19 protein-coding genes are annotated in these 20,107 nt (G+C 62.8%); 11 read left to right on the top strand and 8 right to left on the bottom strand.

The window, feature by feature from the left end:
* Nucleotides 1-1,113 carry an acyl-CoA dehydrogenase family protein gene (locus tag KUF55_RS17835; protein WP_218817525.1) on the top strand — a complete coding sequence of 371 codons (1,113 nt, stop codon included), beginning with the start codon at nucleotides 1-3 and terminating at the stop codon, nucleotides 1,111-1,113.
* A 75-nt stretch (nucleotides 1,114-1,188) separates the two neighbouring features.
* Here KUF55_RS17835 and KUF55_RS17840 read toward each other — a convergent pair whose 3' ends face one another.
* Nucleotides 1,189-1,932, bottom strand: coding sequence for an SDR family NAD(P)-dependent oxidoreductase (locus KUF55_RS17840; RefSeq protein ID WP_218817526.1), 744 nt, complete (start codon nucleotides 1,930-1,932; stop codon nucleotides 1,189-1,191).
* A gap of 174 nt (nucleotides 1,933-2,106) precedes the next feature.
* Between KUF55_RS17840 and KUF55_RS17845 the strand changes: the two genes are divergently transcribed.
* Both KUF55_RS17845 and KUF55_RS17850 read left to right on the top strand, forming a co-directional pair.
* Nucleotides 2,107-2,979, top strand: a complete 873-nt coding sequence (locus KUF55_RS17845; RefSeq protein WP_218817527.1) for a CoA transferase subunit A — start codon at nucleotides 2,107-2,109, stop codon at nucleotides 2,977-2,979.
* Nucleotides 2,972-3,739, top strand: a complete 768-nt coding sequence (locus KUF55_RS17850; RefSeq protein ID WP_218817528.1) for a CoA-transferase subunit beta — start codon at nucleotides 2,972-2,974, stop codon at nucleotides 3,737-3,739. The genes KUF55_RS17845 and KUF55_RS17850 overlap by 8 nt, the downstream gene beginning before the upstream one ends.
* Before the next feature lie 414 nt (nucleotides 3,740-4,153).
* Here the strand turns inward: KUF55_RS17850 and KUF55_RS17855 are convergent, their stop codons facing one another.
* Together KUF55_RS17855 and KUF55_RS17860 are read right to left on the bottom strand one after the other, a co-directional pair.
* On the bottom strand, nucleotides 4,154-5,374 hold the full coding sequence (locus tag KUF55_RS17855; protein ID WP_218817529.1) for an acetyl-CoA C-acetyltransferase: 1,221 nt from the start codon (nucleotides 5,372-5,374) through the stop codon (nucleotides 4,154-4,156).
* Nucleotides 5,371-6,189, bottom strand: a complete 819-nt coding sequence (locus KUF55_RS17860) for an SDR family oxidoreductase (RefSeq protein ID WP_218817530.1) — start codon at nucleotides 6,187-6,189, stop codon at nucleotides 5,371-5,373. The genes KUF55_RS17855 and KUF55_RS17860 overlap by 4 nt, the downstream gene beginning before the upstream one ends.
* Before the next feature lie 331 nt (nucleotides 6,190-6,520).
* On the opposite strand from KUF55_RS17860, the gene KUF55_RS17865 reads away from it, so the two are divergent.
* The 3 genes from KUF55_RS17865 to KUF55_RS17875 are packed head-to-tail and all read left to right on the top strand — an operon-like array spanning nucleotide 6,521 to nucleotide 9,730.
* Complete coding sequence (locus KUF55_RS17865) at nucleotides 6,521-6,967, top strand: thioesterase family protein (protein WP_218817531.1); 447 nt, start codon at nucleotides 6,521-6,523, stop codon at nucleotides 6,965-6,967.
* A 52-nt stretch (nucleotides 6,968-7,019) separates the two neighbouring features.
* Nucleotides 7,020-8,462, top strand: coding sequence for an MFS transporter (locus tag KUF55_RS17870; protein WP_218817532.1), 1,443 nt, complete (start codon nucleotides 7,020-7,022; stop codon nucleotides 8,460-8,462).
* 56 nt (nucleotides 8,463-8,518) lie between these two features.
* On the top strand, nucleotides 8,519-9,730 hold the full coding sequence (locus KUF55_RS17875; RefSeq protein WP_218817533.1) for an NADH:flavin oxidoreductase/NADH oxidase: 1,212 nt from the start codon (nucleotides 8,519-8,521) through the stop codon (nucleotides 9,728-9,730).
* A 74-nt stretch (nucleotides 9,731-9,804) separates the two neighbouring features.
* Here the strand turns inward: KUF55_RS17875 and KUF55_RS17880 are convergent, their stop codons facing one another.
* Together KUF55_RS17880 and KUF55_RS17885 are read right to left on the bottom strand one after the other, a co-directional pair.
* Nucleotides 9,805-10,251 carry a nuclear transport factor 2 family protein gene (locus tag KUF55_RS17880; RefSeq protein WP_218817534.1) on the bottom strand — a complete coding sequence of 149 codons (447 nt, stop codon included), beginning with the start codon at nucleotides 10,249-10,251 and terminating at the stop codon, nucleotides 9,805-9,807.
* Nucleotides 10,248-11,021: a hypothetical protein gene (locus KUF55_RS17885; RefSeq protein ID WP_255557159.1), complete on the bottom strand. Its 774-nt coding sequence runs from the start codon at nucleotides 11,019-11,021 to the stop codon at nucleotides 10,248-10,250. Before KUF55_RS17885 ends, KUF55_RS17880 begins: the two co-directional genes overlap by 4 nt.
* Before the next feature lie 211 nt (nucleotides 11,022-11,232).
* Between KUF55_RS17885 and KUF55_RS17890 the strand changes: the two genes are divergently transcribed.
* Nucleotides 11,233-12,417 (top strand): thiolase family protein, encoded by a 1,185-nt coding sequence (locus KUF55_RS17890; protein ID WP_255557161.1) that lies wholly within the window; start codon nucleotides 11,233-11,235, stop codon nucleotides 12,415-12,417.
* A gap of 92 nt (nucleotides 12,418-12,509) precedes the next feature.
* On the opposite strand, the gene KUF55_RS17895 is transcribed toward KUF55_RS17890, so the two are convergent.
* Together KUF55_RS17895 and KUF55_RS17900 are read right to left on the bottom strand one after the other, a co-directional pair.
* A complete protein-coding gene (locus KUF55_RS17895) occupies nucleotides 12,510-13,976 on the bottom strand; it encodes an MFS transporter (RefSeq protein WP_218817535.1) in 1,467 nt (488 codons plus the stop codon).
* A 215-nt stretch (nucleotides 13,977-14,191) separates the two neighbouring features.
* On the bottom strand, nucleotides 14,192-15,661 hold the full coding sequence (locus KUF55_RS17900; RefSeq protein WP_218817536.1) for an MFS transporter: 1,470 nt from the start codon (nucleotides 15,659-15,661) through the stop codon (nucleotides 14,192-14,194).
* A gap of 341 nt (nucleotides 15,662-16,002) precedes the next feature.
* On the opposite strand from KUF55_RS17900, the gene KUF55_RS17905 reads away from it, so the two are divergent.
* The 4 genes from KUF55_RS17905 to KUF55_RS17920 all read left to right on the top strand — a co-directional run bounded on the left by KUF55_RS17905 (nucleotide 16,003) and on the right by KUF55_RS17920 (nucleotide 19,820).
* On the top strand, nucleotides 16,003-16,758 hold the full coding sequence (locus KUF55_RS17905) for an SDR family NAD(P)-dependent oxidoreductase (protein ID WP_218817537.1): 756 nt from the start codon (nucleotides 16,003-16,005) through the stop codon (nucleotides 16,756-16,758).
* 130 nt (nucleotides 16,759-16,888) lie between these two features.
* Nucleotides 16,889-18,076, top strand: a complete 1,188-nt coding sequence (locus KUF55_RS17910; protein ID WP_218817538.1) for a Rieske 2Fe-2S domain-containing protein — start codon at nucleotides 16,889-16,891, stop codon at nucleotides 18,074-18,076.
* Between the two features lie 85 nt (nucleotides 18,077-18,161).
* Nucleotides 18,162-18,440, top strand: a complete 279-nt coding sequence (locus KUF55_RS17915) for a hypothetical protein (protein WP_218817539.1) — start codon at nucleotides 18,162-18,164, stop codon at nucleotides 18,438-18,440.
* Nucleotides 18,441-18,563: 123 nt separating this feature from the next.
* Nucleotides 18,564-19,820, top strand: coding sequence for an NADH:flavin oxidoreductase (locus KUF55_RS17920; protein ID WP_218817540.1), 1,257 nt, complete (start codon nucleotides 18,564-18,566; stop codon nucleotides 19,818-19,820).
* A 28-nt stretch (nucleotides 19,821-19,848) separates the two neighbouring features.
* Here KUF55_RS17920 and KUF55_RS18910 read toward each other — a convergent pair whose 3' ends face one another.
* A complete protein-coding gene (locus tag KUF55_RS18910; protein ID WP_255557165.1) occupies nucleotides 19,849-20,055 on the bottom strand; it encodes a 2-methylaconitate cis-trans isomerase PrpF family protein in 207 nt (68 codons plus the stop codon).
* Between the last annotated feature and the right edge of the window lie 52 nt (nucleotides 20,056-20,107).

Consider the following 20,107-nt stretch of genomic DNA (forward strand, 5'->3'; position numbering starts at 1 on the left):
ATGGATTTTTCACTAACCGACGAACAAAACGAACTGGTCAAGACGCTTCACGCGGTGCTGGGTCGCCACGCCGGTTCTGCGGCCGTCCGGCAGGGCGCCGCATCGGAGCTTGGCTATGACAAGGAACTCTGGCGTCTGCTTGCCGAGGAGATCGGAGTTGCCTCACTGGCCATTCCCGAAGAGTACGGCGGCGCGGGCTGCAGCTGGATCGAAACAGGTCTTTCCTTGGAGGTGCTGGGCTACCATCTGGCACCCAGTCCGCTATTGGCCTCCGGGGTTCTGGCAACAGCTACACTGCTGGAGTCGGGGGATGCCGATGCCAAGGAACGGCTGCTGCCAGGGATCGCCGAGGGCAGCAGCATCGCGACGCTGGCATGGGCCAACCGGCAGGGCCAGTGGGGCACCACGAGCAGCGACATCGCCGCAACGCATCACGAGCAGTGGACGCTTAATGGAACCGCAACCCTGGTACTCGACGGGCAATACGCAGACACCGTCTTGGCTGTTGCTTCCACTCCGGCGGGCATCGGGATATTTGAGGTGCTCGATACCCAGAGCATTGATCGGGTCCACACCCCGGCCATGGACACCACACTGAGTTTTGCAACCCTGCATTTCGAAAATATCGCCGCCCGACCACTCCTGTTGGATGCAGCTGAGACGCTGGAAAGAATCCGGGACATTGCCTTGGTTGCGCGCGCTTGCCTGCAGGCTGGTACCGCGCGACGAGGTCTGGACATGACGGTCGAGTATTCGACTCAACGGGTCCAGTTCGGCCGACAGATTGGTTCCTTCCAGGCACTCAAGCACCGCATGGCAGACATGTTGGTGCAGGTCGAGACCTCGCGCACGGCGGCCTGGGCCGCTTCCTGGTCCGCCGGCACCGGGGCCGCGGACTTGCCCGAGCGAGCGGCATCTGCCGCAGCGTGGTGCTCCGATGCGCTTGACCACATCGCCTCCGAATGCGTGCAGTTGCATGGTGGCATTGCCATCACCTGGGAGCATGATGCCCAACTGCTGTTCAAGCGGGCCCACGCAACGGCTCAGCTCTTTGGTCAGGCACGCTACCACCGGCAGCGTTTGGCGACCTTAGTGGGGATTCGCGCGGCCTAGTCGGCAGAAGTTCCGGTGTGCGGTGTTCGCCTAGGTCCGTGGGGTTTCCGCGGACACCGCAGCTGCCGGCTCCGGCTAGGCTGTCGAGCCACCATCGACCACGAAGTCCTGGCCAGTGCAGTAACTGCTGGCATCGCTGGCCAAGAACGCGACCATCGTCGAGATTTCTCGCGGCTGCCCCACCCGTGGAATCGGGTTTTGGGTGATCATGCCAACTCCCGCGCGGGTACCTGGATCGCTCATGACGGTGTCAACGGCGCCTGGACAGATGGTGTTGACCCGAATTCCATACCCTGCATATTCGCGCGCCATCGATTTGCCAACCCCGCGCAACCCCCACTTCGACGCCACATAGGGAGCCCTGCCCGAGTAACCAACTAGTGCAGCGGTTGAGGCGATGTTGATGATCGATCCGCCATGTTCGCGCATGGCCGGCAGCACCGTCTGCATGCCAAGAATCGGACCTACCAGATTGATATCCAGGGTTTTGCGTAGTTGTGCTTCGCTGGTTTCGGCAAGCTCGCCCACCGGAGCGATACCCGCATTGTTAACCAATACATCGATGCCGCCAAAGTTTTCCATGGCAGCGTCAACGATCTTGATCCAGTCGACAAGCGAGCTGACATCATGGCCTAGCGCGATGCCGTTGCCTCCTAGCGTCCGGTTAAGCACTTCCAGATTGGCCGTTTCAAGGTCGGTGAGCACTAGCTTGGCACCGAGTTCGTGGAGCATTCGAGCATGCGAAACTCCCTGCCCGCCAGCGGCACCGGTGATCACGATGACCTTGTCTTTCAGGTCGATGATCGGGTCAGTTTCCATGTGATTTCCTCCAGAGATTTTTTCGTGAATACGGGCGGAAAGTTGGCACCAGCAACTGCGCTGTAGGGCCAATCCTGATAGTTGGTACGGGCCTGCCGAACTTCTCCGATCATGCTAGCCTTACAGCCAAGCGAGCGCTAGGTTTATTATTTTCGGAGAGACGAGGGAAATCACATGCCAGACAAACGAATGGAACTCAGTGACGCGGTCGCGTCAATTGAGTCTGGAATGACCATCGGCATCGGTGGCTGGGGTTCGCGGCGCAAGCCCATGGCGATTGTTCGTGAACTGCTACGTAGTGATGTCAAGGACCTCACCGTGGTTTCGCTCGGCGGCCCGGATGTCGGGCTATTGGTGGCCGCGGGCAAGGTGCGCAAGTTGATCTATGGTTTCGTCACCCTAGATAGCATCCCGCTGGATCCACTGTTCACCGCGGCCCGCGAACGCGGCGAGCTTGAACTGCAGGAATACGACGAGGGCATGTTTGTTACCGGGCTACGTGCGGCAGCAAACCGACTTTCCTTCCTGCCCACCCTGGCAGGCATCGGATCGGATGTGCTTGCCGCGAATCCGCACCTCAAGACCATCAAATCCCCATACTCGGACGACGAATACGTGGCCGTCCCGGCCATCACCATGGATGTTGCCTTAATCCACGCCAATCGCTCCGACACGGCCGGGAACATCCAGTTCCTGGGCCCGGATCCGTACTTTGATGACTTGTACGCAATGGCCGCGACCCGGACCTTTGTCAGCACCGAAAAGATCGTTCCCACCGAGAACCTGCTCGACGAGGGCTCTTTCCACACCCTGATGCTCAGCCGCATGTACGTCACCGGGGTTATTGAAACCCCCAAGGGTGCACATTTCACTACCTGCGAGCCCGATTACGGTCGTGACGAGCTCTTCCAGAAGCACTACGTGGCCTCGGCCAAGGATCCGGCCGCTTGGGATGCCTTTACGGCGGAATTCCTCTCCGGCGACGAGGATGCCTTCCATGCGGCAGTTGAGCGTTTCCATGCAGAACAGGAGAAGTCCCTTGTCTAACGACGTCACCATTGCCGAGATCTGCGTTGCCGCTTGCTCGGATATCTACCGCGACTCCGGCGAACTATTGGCCCATGCGGTGGGCATCATCCCAACCATTGGCGCACGTCTGGCCAAACTCACCCACTCACCGGACATTATTCTCAGCGACGGCGAGGCGTTCATGATGAGTGAGCCGCCGGAATTGGGTAAGTCCGCGGCCCACGGTGGAACCATCGAGGGCTGGGCACCGTTTAGTCGCATCTTCGACATCGTGGCCACTGGCCGCCGGCAAAGCATCATGGGTGCCAGCCAGATTGACCAGTACGGAAACCAGAACATCTCGCTCATTGGCGATTGGAAGAAGCCCAAGCGCCAGCTCATCGGCGTACGCGGCGCGCCCGGCAACACCGCCAACCACCGTGTTGACTACTGGATTGCCCGCCACAGCTCGCGTCTGTTCGTTGAGTCGGTGGACATGGTTTCGGGCGTGGGGAACGACCGGGCGAAGGCCGCCGGGTTGAAGCACCACCACCTGGGCGTGATCATCACCAACCTCGCCGTGCTCGACTACGACGAGAACGGTCGGGTCAAGGTTCTTTCGGTGCACCCGGGAGTGGACCCACAGGAAGTCACGGACAATACCGGGTTCCCGCTGGATGCCTCCAACGCACCGGAAACCCGCCTGCCCACCGACGCGGAGCTGCTTCTGATCCGCGAAGTTATCGACCCCCGCGCAGTTCGCAATCGAGAGGTTCCGGTGCCGCAGCCGGTCGGTTAACACACCAAGCCGCGGAGCCGGGTCGAGAAACTGCCAAGGTAGTTTCTCGACCCGGCTCCGCCACGTGTGCGACCACGATGAGGCAGCAACACTACTGTCCGGCGGGCTCCGGACTCTCCACCGTTGCGCCCCCGGCCATCGGAACGTTGCTGAGGTCAAGCCGTACCGCGATAAGCCCGCAGAAGCTGGAATGCCGCGACCCTGCATATGCCGCAGGCCACCTACTTCGGCGCTCCTGCCCACTCCTGCGACGCGCTGGCCACCGTCTGCTCAATAGATGATCGAGCAGCGGGGGTGCCGCGCATCGGATAAGCAACGATGCGTGGAACCCGATTCACGTCCAAAGACGACGCGCACCGCAGGAACAGATTCCTGCGGTGCGCGTTTCGTCTGTCGCTCGTTGTTGCCAGATGCCTAGTTCAAGCGCTCCAGCACCAGAGCCATGCCCTGGCCGCCCGCCACGCACATGGTCTCCACGGCAAACTGCTCGTCGCGTTCTTGCAGGGCGTGGATCGCGGTGGTGGTCATGCGGGCGCCGGTCATGCCGAACGGATGACCCAGGGCAATCGCGCCGCCATTGACGTTGACCTTGTCCGGGTCGATGCCGATGTCATCAATCGAGGGCAGCACCTGGGCGGCGAAGGCCTCGTTGAGTTCCATGATGTCCATGTCCTTGATCGACATCTTGGCGTTGGCCAGGGCACGCTTGACCGCCCCCACAGGGCCCAGTCCCATGAGCTCAGGGGTCATGGCGGCCACGCCGGTGGAAACGATGCGGGCCAGTGGTTTGAGACCTAATTCGTTGGCTTTGGTGTCACTCATGATCACCAGTGCCGCCGCACCATCGTTCAACGGGCAGCAGTTCGCCGCTGTCACGGTTCCATGCTCGCGGAACACCGGCTGCATTCCCGCTAGCTTCTCCAACTGCACTCCGGCACGCGGCCCGTCATCTGTTGAAACAACTGTTCCATCGGCAAGTGTTACCGGGGTAATGTCCTTGGCCCAGAACCCGCGGGCCGCTGCTTCTTCTGCCTTGTGGTGGCTGCGCACCGCCCACTCGTCCTGTGCCGCGCGTGAAACGTCGCGCAGCTGTGCAACGTTCTCGGCGGTATCCCCCATCGCGATATAGATATCCGACAACTCTCCCTTGAGCCGAGGATCGCTCCAGCGGGAGCTGGCATTCTCGTTCAGCGCCTTGGTGCGGTCCATGGCCGCGAAGAACGCAGGGTTCTTGGTATCGGGCATGCCGTCGGACTTGCCCTGGCCGAAGCGCGAGACGGTTTCAACACCGGCGGAAATGAATACATCGCCTTCCCCTGCCCTGATCGCATGGAACGCCATGCGGGTGGTCTGCAGGGAAGAGGAGCAATAGCGATGCACCGTGGTTCCCGGCACCGAATCGAGCCCGAGCTGCATTGCGACCATGCGAGCAATGTTATAGCCCTGCTCACCGGCGGGCTGAGCACAGCCCATCATCAAGTCATCGATGGTGTTGGCATCGAGTTCGGGTACCGCGGCAAGTGCGGCCCGCACCATCTGTGCCGCAAGATCATCACCGCGCATTTCACGCAGGGAGCCCTTAAATGCCCGTCCGATCGGCGAACGTGCCGCGGAAACGATGACTGCCTCGGTCATGAGTGTGCTCCTTCTACTTCAAGTTCCAGTGGTTTCAGTTCATCGGCGTTGGGTGTGTGCGCCAGGAATGCCGGCCACTCCCCGCCGCCGTCCACATCCAGCACCGCGCCGGTGATGTGGGATGCCAGATCAGAGGCGAGCATGACGCAGGCAGCGCCGATCTCACCCGGGGTAGCAAGCTGTCCGCGCGGGATGGTTGCCGCTACTCGGCCAAAGCTTTCCTCGTCACCGTAGTGTTCAAGCGCGCCATCGGTGGCGACCAATCCGCAGCTGACGGCGTTAACGCGGATGTGCGGTGCCCACTCAACGGCGAGGCTTCCGGTCAGGCTTTCCAAGGCGGCCTTGGCCGCGCCGTACACCGCGGTGCCCGGGCTGGGGCGACGGGCACTGATGGAGGTGATATTCACGATGGAGCCCTTCTCAGGCTGGCGCATCATCACCGGCAGCACTGCGCTGGCCACGTGTGCGGCCGAAAGGAAATTCAGCTCCGTGATTGCCTGCAGGTATCGGGCCGAGCCCTTCTCGAAGCGGCCGAAGGGTGAACCCCCAGCGTTGTTCACTGCGACGTCGATGCGGCCACGACGGCTTTGGACCTCAGCTACCCATTCCTGAACCTGTTCGGCATTGCGCACATCCAGCTGGGTGAAGTGCACCGATGGATGCTGGCGGATTCCTCCGGCCCCGGGGACGCTGCGTCCACAGATCTCCACGACGGCTCCCGCATCAAGGAAAGCCTGAGTGATTCCGGCACCCACGCCGCGGGCACCGCCCGTGACGAGCACTACCCGATCCTTAAGGTCAATAACGATTGACATCGTTTCCCTGCCCTTCTTACTCGACGGTGGGCTTGGCGGAAATCACCAACCCAACGTGTGCTGATAGTTGACTGCGTGTGAAGGCTGGTCGTCGCGCTGAACCACTCTTGCTGCGGTTCCGATCGCGGTGCCGGCCGGTTCCCGCCTAGTTCATGGGCGGGCCGGATCTGAACGTGACCTTTTCTCCTCACAATCAATCGTCTACCTAACGCTTGCTACATTGAGCATAAAGGCTTAATCTCTCAATACCAAGCATGCGTTTGTTTGGTACGCAATATTTTTCAGACAGAGCACGTCCCACAGTAGGGACTTCAAGGGGATCCACAGGCAAATGCAGACCGATTCAGCTCAAGCACCCATACCCCTCTGCCCGGTGCACGAGCACACCCAGCGACTGAGCTACGCGGACACCGACCCCGCGGGGATTCTCTATTACGCCACATGGTTTCCGCGCATGGAGGCCCTGCAGACCGAGTGGCTGCTGCTGAACGGGTTCCGCCAGGACACCCTGCTTGAACGGTTCGGTTGGTGGACAGTTTCCAGGGCAACCCACTGCGATTACCTGCAGGCAGCCCGGCTCTTTGACGAAATAACCGTCGAGTTGCGCGTCGGCGAAGTCGGCAACTGCTCGGTTCGCCTCGATTTCCAAATGTGGCGGCACAACGACCACGCTTTGGTGGCCACCGCCTCAAACTGGCTCGTCACGGTCAGCCCAGAACAAAAGGCAATCCGCCTGCCGGAGAATTTCCGCACCTTCTTAGAATCTCGCGCAGCCTGATGTCTGTGGATAATCGAACCCGTCAGTCCCTCGGCGAGCGCAGCCCGCAGGCATGAGCACAACACGCAGCCTCGACAGGGAAGCCGCGCGAACCAGATCGACAAGTTTCCAGTGGCCAACCATCGTCCTGCTGGCGCTCAGCGGCATGTTGTCATCCATGCAGTTCACGCTGGTCGTACCCTCACTTCCAAGCTTTTCCGAGACCCTCGGCGTCGCGGCCGAGGACGCATCATGGCTGGTGACGATCACGCTGCTGGCCGGAGCCGTGGGAACCCCGGTGCTTTCCCGCATGGCCGACATGTATGGCAGAAGGCGCATGCTGTTGGTAGCCCTGGGGTTGCTGGTGGCCGGGTCGTTGGTAGCCGCTTCTGGACTTGGGTTTGCTTGGACTCTTGCCGGCCGGGCTTTGCAGGGCTTCGCCGCGTCCACCGTTCCCATCGGCATCAGCCTGCTGCGGGACATGATGCCCGCGGGGCGTTCGGGCACCGCGATTGCGGTCATGAGCGCTACGGTTGGCTTGGGCTCGGCGACAGGATTATTGCTCTCCGGCCTGTTGAGCCGGAGCTTCGGCACCGCAGGAATCTTTGCGTTCTCGGCCATTGGCGGGGCTCTGGCCCTGTGCGGCATCCTGGCTTTGGTGCGGGAATCTGCGCCATATCCCGGTGGCAGGTTCGATGTACTTGGTGCACTGGGGCTTTCGGTGATGTTGGCCAGCGTGCTGTTCGTCATTTCAAAGTCCGGTTGGTGGAGCACTCACCCGGTGCAGTTGACGATTATTTCCGCACTCGGGGTCGTGACCGCCGGCCTGTGGTTCCCCCTGCAACTGCGCCGCAGGAACGCGGTGGTCGACCTGCGCACCGCATTTCGCCGCCCGGTGCTGTTGACGAACATCGCGACTTTTTTCGCCACCACTGGCATGTTCGCCAACCACCTGCTGACCGCACATGAAGTACAGACGCCCGAGGGTGTCGGCGCCGGTCTGGCGTTAAGTCCACTGGATGCAGGGCTGGTGATGATCCCGGCATCGCTGGCAATGGCCGGGCTCTCGCCGGTGGCCGGAGCACTGCTCAACCGCATTGATGGTCGTAAAGTACTGGCCCTGGGTGCGCTGGTCATGGCGTCTGCCTTCGTATTTCGTCTGTTCACCCACGGCACGCTGGCAACCATCGTGATCGGCGCGGCATTGGTGGGCATGGGAACCGCACTGAGTTTTGCTGCCATGCCGGCGTTGGTCATGGGCTACAGCCCGCCGCAGGATGCGGCCGCGGCCAACGGCATCAACTCGTTGATCCGCGCCTTCTCCGGCGCGGGAACCAGCGCGGCCTTCGCTTTCCTTCTCTCCGGCTTTGCGGTCTCCGCCGAAGGCTCCCAGTTCCTGACGCATACCGGCTTGTCCGTAGCCTTCGGGCTAATGGCTGCAAGCTGCGCACTGGCAGCCGTGCTTGCCCTGGTGCTGCCCGCCGTGCGCAACGAGCCAGAGCGCCGAATTCCCTGATCCGACGGAACGGGACTCGCCCAACAAGGCCAGCAAATGCTTGGTACCGTTCCGGCATGACTACTGACAGGCGCACAGCAAACTCCCCGACCCGGGCGCTCTTTACGCCCCTGACCATCCGAGGCACCACGCTGCCGCTGCGGGCGGGCGTTTCGCCGATGTGCATGTACGCCGCAACCGAGGGCTATGTCAGCGACTTCCACCTGGCCCATCTGGGGCGCTTCGCCCTGGGCGGGGCCGGACTGGTCATCGTCGAGGCGACGGCCATCGAGCCGCGCGGACGAATATCCCATCACGACCTGGGGCTCTGGGATGACTCCCATGTGGAGGGAATGACGCGGATCGCAGGATTCCTCGCAGCCCACGGCTCGGTTCCCGGTATCCAGCTGAGCCACGCCGGCCGACGTGCCTCGGTGCGCGAACCGTGGCACGCGGGAGCCCCACTTGATGCAACCGCAGCGCTGGCCGGCACCCCGCCGTGGCAGACCGTAGGCCCTTCGGCGCTCCCGGCGGGCCCCGACTGGCCCGTACCGCACGAACTAAGCGAGTCGGAGATCGCTGGATCCATCGCCCAGTGGGCCGCCGTCGCACGACGCGCCGCCGCGGCGGGATTCCGTTTCATTGAACTGCACGGTGCCCATGGCTACCTGCTGCATTCTTTCCTCTCCCCTATTTCCAATACCCGCACGGACGCCTACGGCGGGGATGCCCAGCGGCGCATGCGTTACCCGCTGGAGGTGATCCGCGCCATTCGCGAGGCAGTTCCTGAAAACGTCATCCTTTCCTACCGCGTGTCAGCAGTGGACGGGGTGCTGGAGGGTGGATTGGGCATTGAGGATATCGTCGAGTTCGCCCGGCACGCGGCCGCCGCCGGCGTGGACGTCATAGACACCTCTTCCGGGGGTATCACCACCGACCGCTCAAGCGATACACGCGTGCGCCGCGGCTTCGCCTTCCACGCCGACTTCGCCCGGGAAATCAAGGCGAACACCGACGCAATCGTTGCCTGCGTTGGCTTCATCGTCGACCCGGAGCAGGCAAGCCGGATGATCGAAGACCAAGAGGCGGACATCATCCTGCTGGGTCGCGAAATGCTGGATAACCCCAACTGGGTGCACCATGCAAGGCGCAGTCTTGCGGACGACGAATTCGACCACTGGGATCAGCGTTTCGGCAGCGCCCTTGGCCCGCGTCTGTCCAGCCTGCAGCGCCTTGCGGAGGCCGGGGAAACCCCGCTGACCCGCTTCGAAGCGTACACCGGGGCTTAAACCATCTAGGCTCCCGGCATCTTCCGGGAGCCTAGGTGGTTTAGTCGGTGGGAGCCTTTGTGGCTGTGCTGCAGCTAATTGCCGAACAGCTCGCGGGCCCACTGGCTGCCGGTCAGCAGTCGGTTTTCACGGCTGGATATGCGCCAGCCCTGCTGTGTGCGGATCAGTTCCCAGCGGTTGGCGCTGACGCGCTCCGCGGTCCACGGTTCTCCGCGGCGGGCGAAAACCAGCGAGTGGTTTGTGGCAACCGCGGTGTCCCCCTCGATGACCACCGAGGGCGCGGTCCCCACATGGGCACACCCCGCAGCCATGAAATCTTTGTGTGTATCGAGCTCGACCAGCCCGGCAAGCTCCTGATGCTGCAGTGTGGTGGTATCGAAGGTGTAGGTGCCACCCTCAACCCACAGTCGCGAAATGGCCTGGCCATTGCCGGAATCGGCAAATGGGCCATAGCTTGCAATCAGGTCCAGGATTTCTGCCCGGTCTTCCAGGGCCTGCAGGCGCTCTTCAATGCTTTTCACCAGTCCCTCCAGGGAACAATCGTGCTCAGGGTTGAGGAAAACAGGACTTCGCCGGCCTGCGGCGGCGCCAACGGGTCCTCGGCAAGCAGTGCCTCGGCGGCACGGATCGCGGTTCCGGTAGTCTCGGGATCCCCGTCAAGGTACAGCAGCCGGATTCTCAGTTCGCCCGGCTGATGACTGACGGTGTCCGCAAAGGGCAGCGTGGAGTGCTGCTGCGCGTGGCTGAAGGAGAACGTCCAACCGCCGGCGACCCCGTCAACGGTGAGCAGCTCGGGCATCAGCTTGGTGTCTTCCCAACCGAAGCTGCCGTGCGCGCCCAGGCCGTGCGGCTCGGCGTAGCGGATCAGCGTGATGTGCATCCCCTGGTTCGGCCGGTAGGGCAGCACTTCCGGGCTGACCATCGCATGCGGTGCTGCATAGCCCTTGACCGGGCGGAAGAAGGCAAGCAGTCGTCGTTCAACGCCCGGAATGATTGGTCCGCGACCCCACTGGAATGAAGCTTCGCCCAGACGGTCCCAGGCTTCAACACTTTGCTCAATCGGGGAGCGAAACCAGTACATGGCCACGAAGTCGGTCTCGGCAAACGCCGAATCCACCATATGCGCCGATTCCTGTTCACGAACGCGCGCCCAGCGATCGCCCCAGGCCACGCCGGGCAGGGCAAGGTTCTCGGGGCGGTGGTCCAGCTGGTGCCAGCGGTTATAGGCGCCGTGCAGTGAGGCATCGGCAAGCTCCACAAAGGAGAAGAACGCCAGATCGGAGAACATCATATTCCTTACCCCGGACCGGGCCGGATCGTTACGCAGACCCCTGCGGGATCTTCGCCTCCCATGCTCACCCGCCGGTGGGGATCGGCGCTCCGAGGATCCCAGAGAACGGGACCATCTCACCGGCGCCACGAGGACTTTTCGTAACGTGTCTAGCATGTGGCCTGGCATGTGGCCTGGCCCCGCAAAAATTCCCGGAGCTAAGGAAGCTGACTTGTCTACAGAAAAGATCGTCATTCTCGACGGCGCCCGCACGCCCGTAGGACGTTACGGTGGGACCCTGAACGGGGTTCCTGCCCATGAACTTGGACAGATCGCCGCCCGCGAGGCGCTGATCCGCAGCGGAATCCTGCCCGAGCAGGTTGATGAGGTCATCATGGGGTGCGTGGGCCAGGTGGGTCCCGATGCCTACCTGGCGCGCCGGGTTGCACTCGGAGCCGGACTTCCCGAGGCAACGCCGGCCTTCACCGTCAACCGGCTGTGCGGCAGCGGACTGCAAGCCATCTGGTCCGCGGCCCAGCAGCTGACCTGGGGTGGCTCGCGGATCATCCTCGCCGGCGGCGCGGAATCCATGTCCCGCATGCCCTTCCTAGATTTCGAGGCACGGGGCAACTCGCGTCTGGGGCACCGCACCGTCATGGATGGCACGGTTGCAATGCTCACCGATCCGTTCTCCGGCCAGCACATGGGTGTGACGGCTGAGAACGTGGCGGAGAAATACGGCATCCGCCGGGAGGAGCAGGATGAGTTCGCCGCCGAGAGCCAGCGCCGGGCGAACACCAGCCGGTCGCTCGCCGCCTTCGCCGAGGAGATCACCTCGGTGACCACCGGCGGGCGCAATCCGACAACGGTTTCGGTTGATGAGCATCCGCGCCCCGACACCACAGTCCAAAGCCTCTCGCTGCTGAAACCCGCCTTCAAGCATGGGGGAAGCGTGACGGCTGGCAACGCCTCCGGAGTCAACGACGGTGCCGCAGCGGTGCTGCTGAGCAGCCAGGCAACGGCTCGGGAGCTCGGGCTGGGCGGGCTGGCAACGCTGGAGCACGTCACGACCGCGGCGCTGGATCCGGCACTGATGGGCTACGCACCGACGCTTGCCCTGCACAAGCTCTTTGCCGAAACTGGCCTCACCCCGCAGGACATTGACACCTTTGAGGTCAACGAGGCCTTCGCCGCGCAAGCAGTGTCAGTCATTCGGGATGCAGGGCTGGATCCCGCGCGGGTGAACCCCTACGGCGGCGCCATTGCTCTGGGCCACCCCATCGGCGCCACCGGCGCGATCCTGCTGTTACGTGCGGCCAAGGACCTTATCCGGCGAGACCTGACGTATGCCGTTGTCACCATGTGCATCGGCGGCGGGCAGGCGTTGGCCGCGCTCATCAAGCGCAGCGGAGCCTAACGGCAGGCCGGAAACGACGAGAAGGTCGGGGAGCGAAACCGCCCGGTTTCCCTCCCCGACCTCATTATTTTTTTGGTTAATCGGACCGGATTTTAGCCTTCGACGGCGCCGACTAGATCTCCTTCGCCGGCAGTCACCTGGGCGTTCTTTCGATCCCGGATCAGCCAGGCCAGGACGAATCCAATGACGCTGGCGATCAGGACGATCACGTAGGCCAGCGAGTAGGCCCCCTCCGCAGGAACACTGCTTCCCTCCACTGTCGATGAAGCCAGTGCCATGGTCGTCACGGTCGTACCGACGCCCATGAAGATGGTGCGGGTCACCGTATTGATGCCCATGCCCTCACTGGTGTTCTCCACCGGCACCGACTCGGCCACGAGGTTCGGGAATGCGGTGTAGGCGAACATGGTGCCGATGAAGACCACGGTGATGGCGATGATGTAGCTCAGTACCCCGTGCTGCGCCCAGAACAATGCCGTGTAGCCGATCACGCAAATGACGATGCCGATCTGCAGGGACCGACGGGCACCCATCCGCGCGGCGATTTTGCCGCTGATCGGTGCGCACAGGAATGCGACGGTTGCGGCGCCGAAAATAATCAGCCCGCCAATGGTCGGCGAAAGACCAAGCCCAACCCCGGGACCGCGGGGCGAAAGCATGATCATCGGCCCGATGATCTGCGCTGCAACCAACGGACCGACGCTCAGGATCGCGGTGGCCAGCTGAGTCAGTGCCATCTTGTTGGTCTTCAAAAGACGCAGGTTAATCATCGGGTCCTCCACCCGCAGCTCCCACCAGCACCAGATGGCGGCGACGGCCAGGCCGCCGAACACGAACTGCAGGGTACGGGCATCGGTGATACCCCACACGGTGGAATTGGAGACGCCGTAGAGCACCAGTGCGATGGCCGGAGCGAAGAGCAAGCCGCCCATGAGGTCAATCTTCTTGCGTTCGGTGCTCAGTCCGGTAGAAGGTGCGAGCATGGTCATCGCCATGACGGCGGCGATGAGACCCAGGATGCCGGAGACGATAAACAGTCCGTGCCAGTTGCCGAGATCCAACAAAACACCGGCAACCAGGCTGCCGCCGGCACCGGCGATGAAGGAGACCGCCGCGACCAGCGCAATCGCACCGGGAACCTTGTCCTTTTCGATGCCCGCACGCACGATGCCCAGGCCAAGCGGCAGCGTCGCTCCGGCCGCGCCCTGGAAGGCACGGCCAATGATGACCCCTTCAATGGAGCCGGCCGAGAAACTAATGATCGACCCGAGAACCGAAATGAACAGGACGATCACCAACAACTTCTTGCGCCCGTACATGTCGCCCAGTCGGCCGCAGATTGCGGCCGAGGCCGCGGCGACCAACAGGAATGAGGTCGCTGCCCATCCGACGCTGGCCGCGTCGGTGTCGAACTCCGCCATCAGGCTCGGCAGGGCGATGAAGATCATCGCGGATTCAAAGGTACCGACGAGCTCCGTGGCAATGAGCACGGTAATGATCTTGGCATAGCTTGAAGACCGGGAAGTCCCCGGGTTTTGCTTCTGCAGAAACGACGCCATGGTGTTTCCTTTGCTGTTGTCAGTGCATGGATGTGACAGCCCCCGGGACCCGGGCGCTGGATGATGCGGACTTGGAGCGTGTCCAGGCGGCGCGCATGCCTTGGTAGGCGCGCGCGGCGGACGGGTCCCCGCCCCGGTCCTTGCGGTTCTCCGACGGACCCGGGGCGGGGGTGTGGCGGGGCCCGGGTTTCGGGCCCCGAGTCTGAATCGGGCGCCTAGTTGCCCGGAACGCTGAGCTGTGCGGAGTCCTGCGGATGTGCCTCATCGGTGCGCGGCGAGTCCTTGATGCGCAGTGCCAGGAGGAAGGCCACCACGCAGGTCGCGGCGACGATGATGTAGGCGGTGTTGAACGCGGATTCGGTGGACACCAGGGTCCCCTCAACCGTCGAGGATGCCAGGGCCATGGTGAGCACCGTGGTGCCAACGGCCATGAAGATGGTGCGGGTCACCGTGTTGATGCCCATCCCTTCGCTGGTGTTCTCTAGGGGAACCGACTCGGCCACCAGGTTCGGGAACGCGGTGTAGGAGAACATGACTCCGATGGAGATGACGTAGGTGTTGATGATGAAGGTGAGCAGGTTGTTGTCCGCCCAGAACATGGCCGAGTAGCCGGCGAAGCTGATCACGATGCCGATCAGCAGAACCCGCCGTGCGCCCACGGCCGCGGCAACCTTGCCGCTGAACGGAGAGCCGATGAAGCTGAGCGTCGCGGCGCTGAAGATGATGACGCCGCCCATGGCCGGCGAAACGCCAAGACCTGCGGGGTCGGTTGCGGGAGACAACAGGACGATCGGGGTCAGGATGCCCACGGCCACCAGCGGGCCGATGCCCAGAACGGCGGTGCACAGCTGGGTCAGCGCCATCTTGTTCGTCTGCAAAAGGCGCAGGTTGATCATCGGGTTCTCCACCCGCAGCTCCCACCAGCACCAGATGGCGGCGACGGCGAGGCCGCCCAGCACGAAGGCAAGGGTCTTTCCATCCAGCAACCCCCAAGCGCTGGCATTTGTCAGGCCGTAGAGGACCAGGCCCACGGCCGGGGCAAAGAGCAGTCCGCCGATGTAGTCGATGCCGCGGGCTCCCGTGCGGTTGGTCGGTGAGGGCTTGAGCAGGATCGCGACCAGCAGCGCGGCGATGATTCCCATGATGCCGGAGACGATGAACAGCGCCTTCCAGTTGCCCACCTGCAGCAGCACACCGGCAATCAGGTTGCCGCCGGCGCCGGCCAGGAACGAGGACCCGGCGATCAGCGCGATCACGTTGGGCACTTTCACCTTGGGTAGCTCCTGGCGGGCAAGACCTAGGCACAGCGGCAGGGTGGCACCGGCAGCACCCTGAAGCGCGCGGCCCAGGATGACGCCGCCCAGCGTGCCGAAGGAGAAGCTGATGATGGAGCCGACCACGGAGATGGACAGCACGATCACCAGCAGCTTCTTGCGCCCATACATATCGCCCAAGCGTCCGCAGATCGCTGCCGAGGCAGCTGCAACCAGCAGGAAGGCGGTGACCGCCCACCCCGCAGCGGCCGCATCGACGTTGAAATCATGCATCAAGTTGGGAAGGGCTATGAAGATCATCGCCGATTCAAAGGTGCCGACGAATTCTGCGACCAGCAGTACGCTGACGATCTTGACGTAGCCAGGGAATCTGGCCGCTCTCTGGGTGGTTTGCTGCCCGGACCTCATCATGGCATTTCCTGTCCTTTGGATGTGAGTGATGTACGTCCGCAGAGCTTGCACGCGGCTGCATCCGTTGAAGCGTGTGGTGCCTAGGGGGTTCCCCCGGCGGCGCGGACCAATCGATGTCCTGCGCGCAGCTGCTATCGCGAGTCGGGAGGCATTGCCCCCATGGGCGGGGCCGCGGCGCATCGCCAGTGGCCCCTTGCTTGCCTCCCGGAACGTGAGATCAGTATGTTGCCGATCACAACCCCGCTCGGCGCGGAGTCCCAAACAGCGGGACAGGACGAGACCCCGGTCACAGTCGCGGGGCAAACTGTGTGCTGAAACGTTGGCAATCAAAAGGAGCAGGCATGGGTGTACTCGATGGCCGCGTGGCCTTGATCACCGGGGCGGGCCAAGGCGTTGGCCGCGGCATTGCACGCGCACTGGCATTTGAAGGTGCCCGCGTAGCGATCGTCGGACGCACCACACAGAAGGTGGAGGACGCCGCCGCACAAATCCGTAGCGAGGGCGCAGATGCCCAGGCATTCACGTGCGACGTCACCAGCGCAGAACAGATCGAACAGCTGGTTGAAGACGTAGTGGAGCACTTCGGCGGAATCTCGATCCTGGTCAACAATGCCCAGACAACGGTGCACGGGCAGCTGCTGGACCTTCCGGAGCAGGACTACCTGCTCGGCATGGAATCCGGTCCGCTGGCCACCTGGCGCTTAATGCGCGCATGCCATCCGCACATGCAGGGGCATGGCTCCATCGTCAATCTGGGTTCCGCCGCCGGCGTGCGCTGGAACCCGACCGGCTATGGCGGCTACGCGGCCGCCAAGGAAGCGATCCGTGTGCTGACTCGCACGGCAGCCTGTGAATGGGCGGCCGACGGCATCCGGGTCAATGCGATTCTTCCGTTGGCGAGCTCCCCGTCGCTGGAACATTGGGAGCGCATCAATCCCGAAGAAGCGCGGGAATACCTAGCGACCATTCCCTTGGGACGCATGGGCGACACCGAGAAAGACATCGGCCCGGCTGTCGTGTTCCTCTGCTCGGAAAACTCCCGCTACATCACCGGTCATTCCCTGCCGGTGGACGGCGGACAAGTGCTCATGCGCTGAGCATCCCGATAGACCCTCCGCTCGCATCGTCAAGGCCTTCACCGATGATGGACCACCATCGGTGCGCAGCTACCTCACCGGCAGAACTAGACAGTTCACCGGCACCACACCAAAGAAAATAGGAGAAGCCATGACTACTGAAATGACAGAAGTCACTGACACCGAGCAGTTCGACGAAGTTCGCCTGATCGACGCGGGCAGTAACCCGACCCGCTTCGCCCGCGGCTGGCACTGTCTGGGCCGCGCGAAGGACTTCCGCGACGGCAAGCCGCACACCGTCAAGGTCTTCGGCACCAAGGTTGTCATCTGGGCAGACACCAAGGACAAGCTCAACGTGCTGGACGCGTTCTGCCGCCATATGGGTGGGGACCTGTCCAAGGGCGAAATCAAGGGCGACGAGATCTCCTGCCCGTTCCACGACTGGCGCTGGGGCGGCGACGGCAAGTGCAAGGAGGTTCCTTACGCACAGCGTGTGCCGTTGCGTGCCCGTACCGCGGCCTGGGAGACCATGGAGAAAAACGGCCTGCTCTTTGTCTGGAACGACCCGCAAGGCAACCCTCCTCCGGCTGATGTCACCGTCCCGGAGATCGAGGGCTTCGGCACCGACGAGTGGAGCGACTGGTCCTGGAACACCTTCCTGGTAGAGGGCTCGAACTGCCGCGAGATCGTGGACAACGTCGTTGACATGGCGCACTTCTTCTACGTGCACTACCAGATGCCGCAGTACTTCAAGAACATCTTCGAAGGCCACGTCGCAGCCCAGCACATGCGCTCGACCGGCCGCGATGACATCCACACCGGCGTACAGCTGGATATGCCGGACTCGGAGACCATCTCCGACGCCGCGTACTACGGTCCGTCGTTCATGCTGGACACCATATACACGGTCGCCGGGGACACCACTGTAGAGACCAAGCTGGTCAACTGCCACTACCCGATCTCGCAGGACTCGTTCGTGCTGATGTTCGGCACCTCCGTCCACACCATCGACGGAGTCACCCAGGAGCAGGCCGACGCTATGGCCGAGATGTTCACCGAAGGCGTGGAGACCCAATTCAAGCAGGACGTTGAGATCTGGAAGCACAAGACCCGCATCGAGAACCCCCTGTTGACCGCAGAGGATGGACCGGTCTACCAGCTGCGCCGCTGGTACGAGCAGTTCTTCGTGGATGTCGAGGACATCACCGAAGACATGGTCGCCCGCTTCGAATTCGAGGTGGACACCACCAAGGCCCTGGAAACCTGGAAGGTCGAGGTCGCCGAGAACTTGGCCAAGGGCATCGTTCCCGAGCAGGATCCGACCAAGGCGAAGGCCTAGCCTTCACCGATCAACCACGCACCCGGCGCGTCGCCGCAGGGGCAAAGTACTATCGGCCCGCATGCGTGCCAGCGAGGAGCACCTCATGAAACAAATCGATTGCCAGCAGTGCGGAACCGCCGTTCTGGTGGAGAAATTCAGCATTCCGCACACCAGTGTGCAGTGGGTCAGTGATGCGGCAACCTCGTGCCCCCGATTCGCCGAGGCCGCCGCCGATGCCAGGGACAGCGTGTGCGGCACCACCGCACTGAGCTGCTCGTCATTGAGCCAGAGCATCGACGATGCAGTGAGCGACGGAAGGCTGGAAATCAAGTCCCGCGTTGAGCCGGTCATCGGCGACACGCTCGTTGCCGACACCTTCTAGGAGTATTCGGCGGCACACACCCGGCAAGGGGCTCCCACCACGGTCACACCATGGTGGGAGCCCCTTGCTATCGCCTGCTAGTCTCTATCCCACCACACGGCATCCGCCGCGAAAAGGATGAACATGACCACCATGATTCCCGACCCGTTCGCCCCAACCACCCTGGGTCCGGTACAGCTGCGCAACCGCATCATCAAGGCCGCGACCTCCGAGGGTCGTTCCCCTAAGGGCCTGGTCACCGACGATCTGATCGACTTCCACCGCAGCTACATTCGCGGCGGAGCGGGCATGACCACCGTTGCCTACTGCTGTGTCTCCCCCGAGGGAGCCTCGGCCCCGGGACAGATCCTCATGAGCGCAAAGGCGCTACCCGGACTGCAGCAGCTGACCGACGCGATCCATGCTGAGGGCGGCGCGATTTCCGCCCAGCTGGGCCATGCTGGGATGGTGGCCTCCAAGAAGATCACCGGCGTCACCTCCATGGGCCCGAGCAGGTTCGTGAATCCTTCCTCCATGGAATACTGCCGGGCCATCCGCCGGGAGGAAATTGCGTTGGTGATCGAGCAGTTCGGTCAGGCTGCACGGATCGCGGTGGACGCTGGATTCGACGCCGTGGAACTGCACTTCGGGCACAATTACTTGCCGAGTTCGTTCCTCTCCCCGCTACTGAACCGCCGCAAGGATGAATACGGCGGAAGCATCGAAAACCGATCACGCTTCGTCCGGGAGATCGCCCAGCGAGTGCGTGAGGAGGTCGGGGACAAGATCGCGGTCATCGCCAAGATCAGCATGGATGACGGGTTACCCGGCGGCATCTGGCTGAACGACTCGATCCGCACCGCCCAGCTGCTGGACGAAGATAAGAACCTGGATGCCATCGAGCTGACGCAGGGTTCTTCGATCATCCGCCAGATGTATCTGTTCCGCGGCGATGTGCCGGTCGCGGACTTCGCCGCGGTGGTCAAGGAACCAATGAAAACCGGTGTGCGTTTGTTCGGAAAACTCGCCCTGGGCAGCTTCCCCTACCGGGACCTCTACATGCTGGAGGCGGCACGCCAGTTCGTGCCAGTCATGAAAAATACCAAGCTGATCCTGCTCGGCGGCATCAACAACCGAGAGCACATCGAGACCGGCATGCGTGAGGGCTTTGACTTTGTGGCCATGGGCCGCGGGCTGCTGCGCGAACCGGATCTGATCAACCGCATCGAAGCGGATGCCACGGTCAGCGGCCGCTGCATCCACTGCAACAAGTGCATGTACACCGTCTATGGCCGCACGCACTGCGTGATGGAGCCGGACAGCCACCACGGTGCACTGCCGGATAAAAATTCGCCGTACGCGGTGAACCGCGAGCGGCTACTGCCGCTGGCCAAGGTCTAGGTCCATCCGTTCCAGCTGCCGCGGTGCTCTACCGCGGCAGCTGGACAAATCCCTTCATTAGAATCCGTGCGGTGCGCAGCAGCGAGGTACACACCAGTACGCCCGCGGCATCTACGTGCGCCGCGGCAGACACCGGACCCGAGGGCGTACCCAGCCGGATCACCTCGCCGTCCAGGGAACCGGCCAGCGAGGCAGGAATGCTGCCGGGAATTCGCGCCGCAGCCGCCAGACACATGGCTCCGGTGCCCGGAACCGCCCGATGCGTCTGGCCATGGAAACCACCCGGA

Source organism: Paeniglutamicibacter sp. Y32M11 (assembly GCF_019285735.1).
In the GTDB taxonomy this organism is placed as follows: Bacteria; Actinomycetota; Actinomycetes; order Actinomycetales; family Micrococcaceae; genus Paeniglutamicibacter.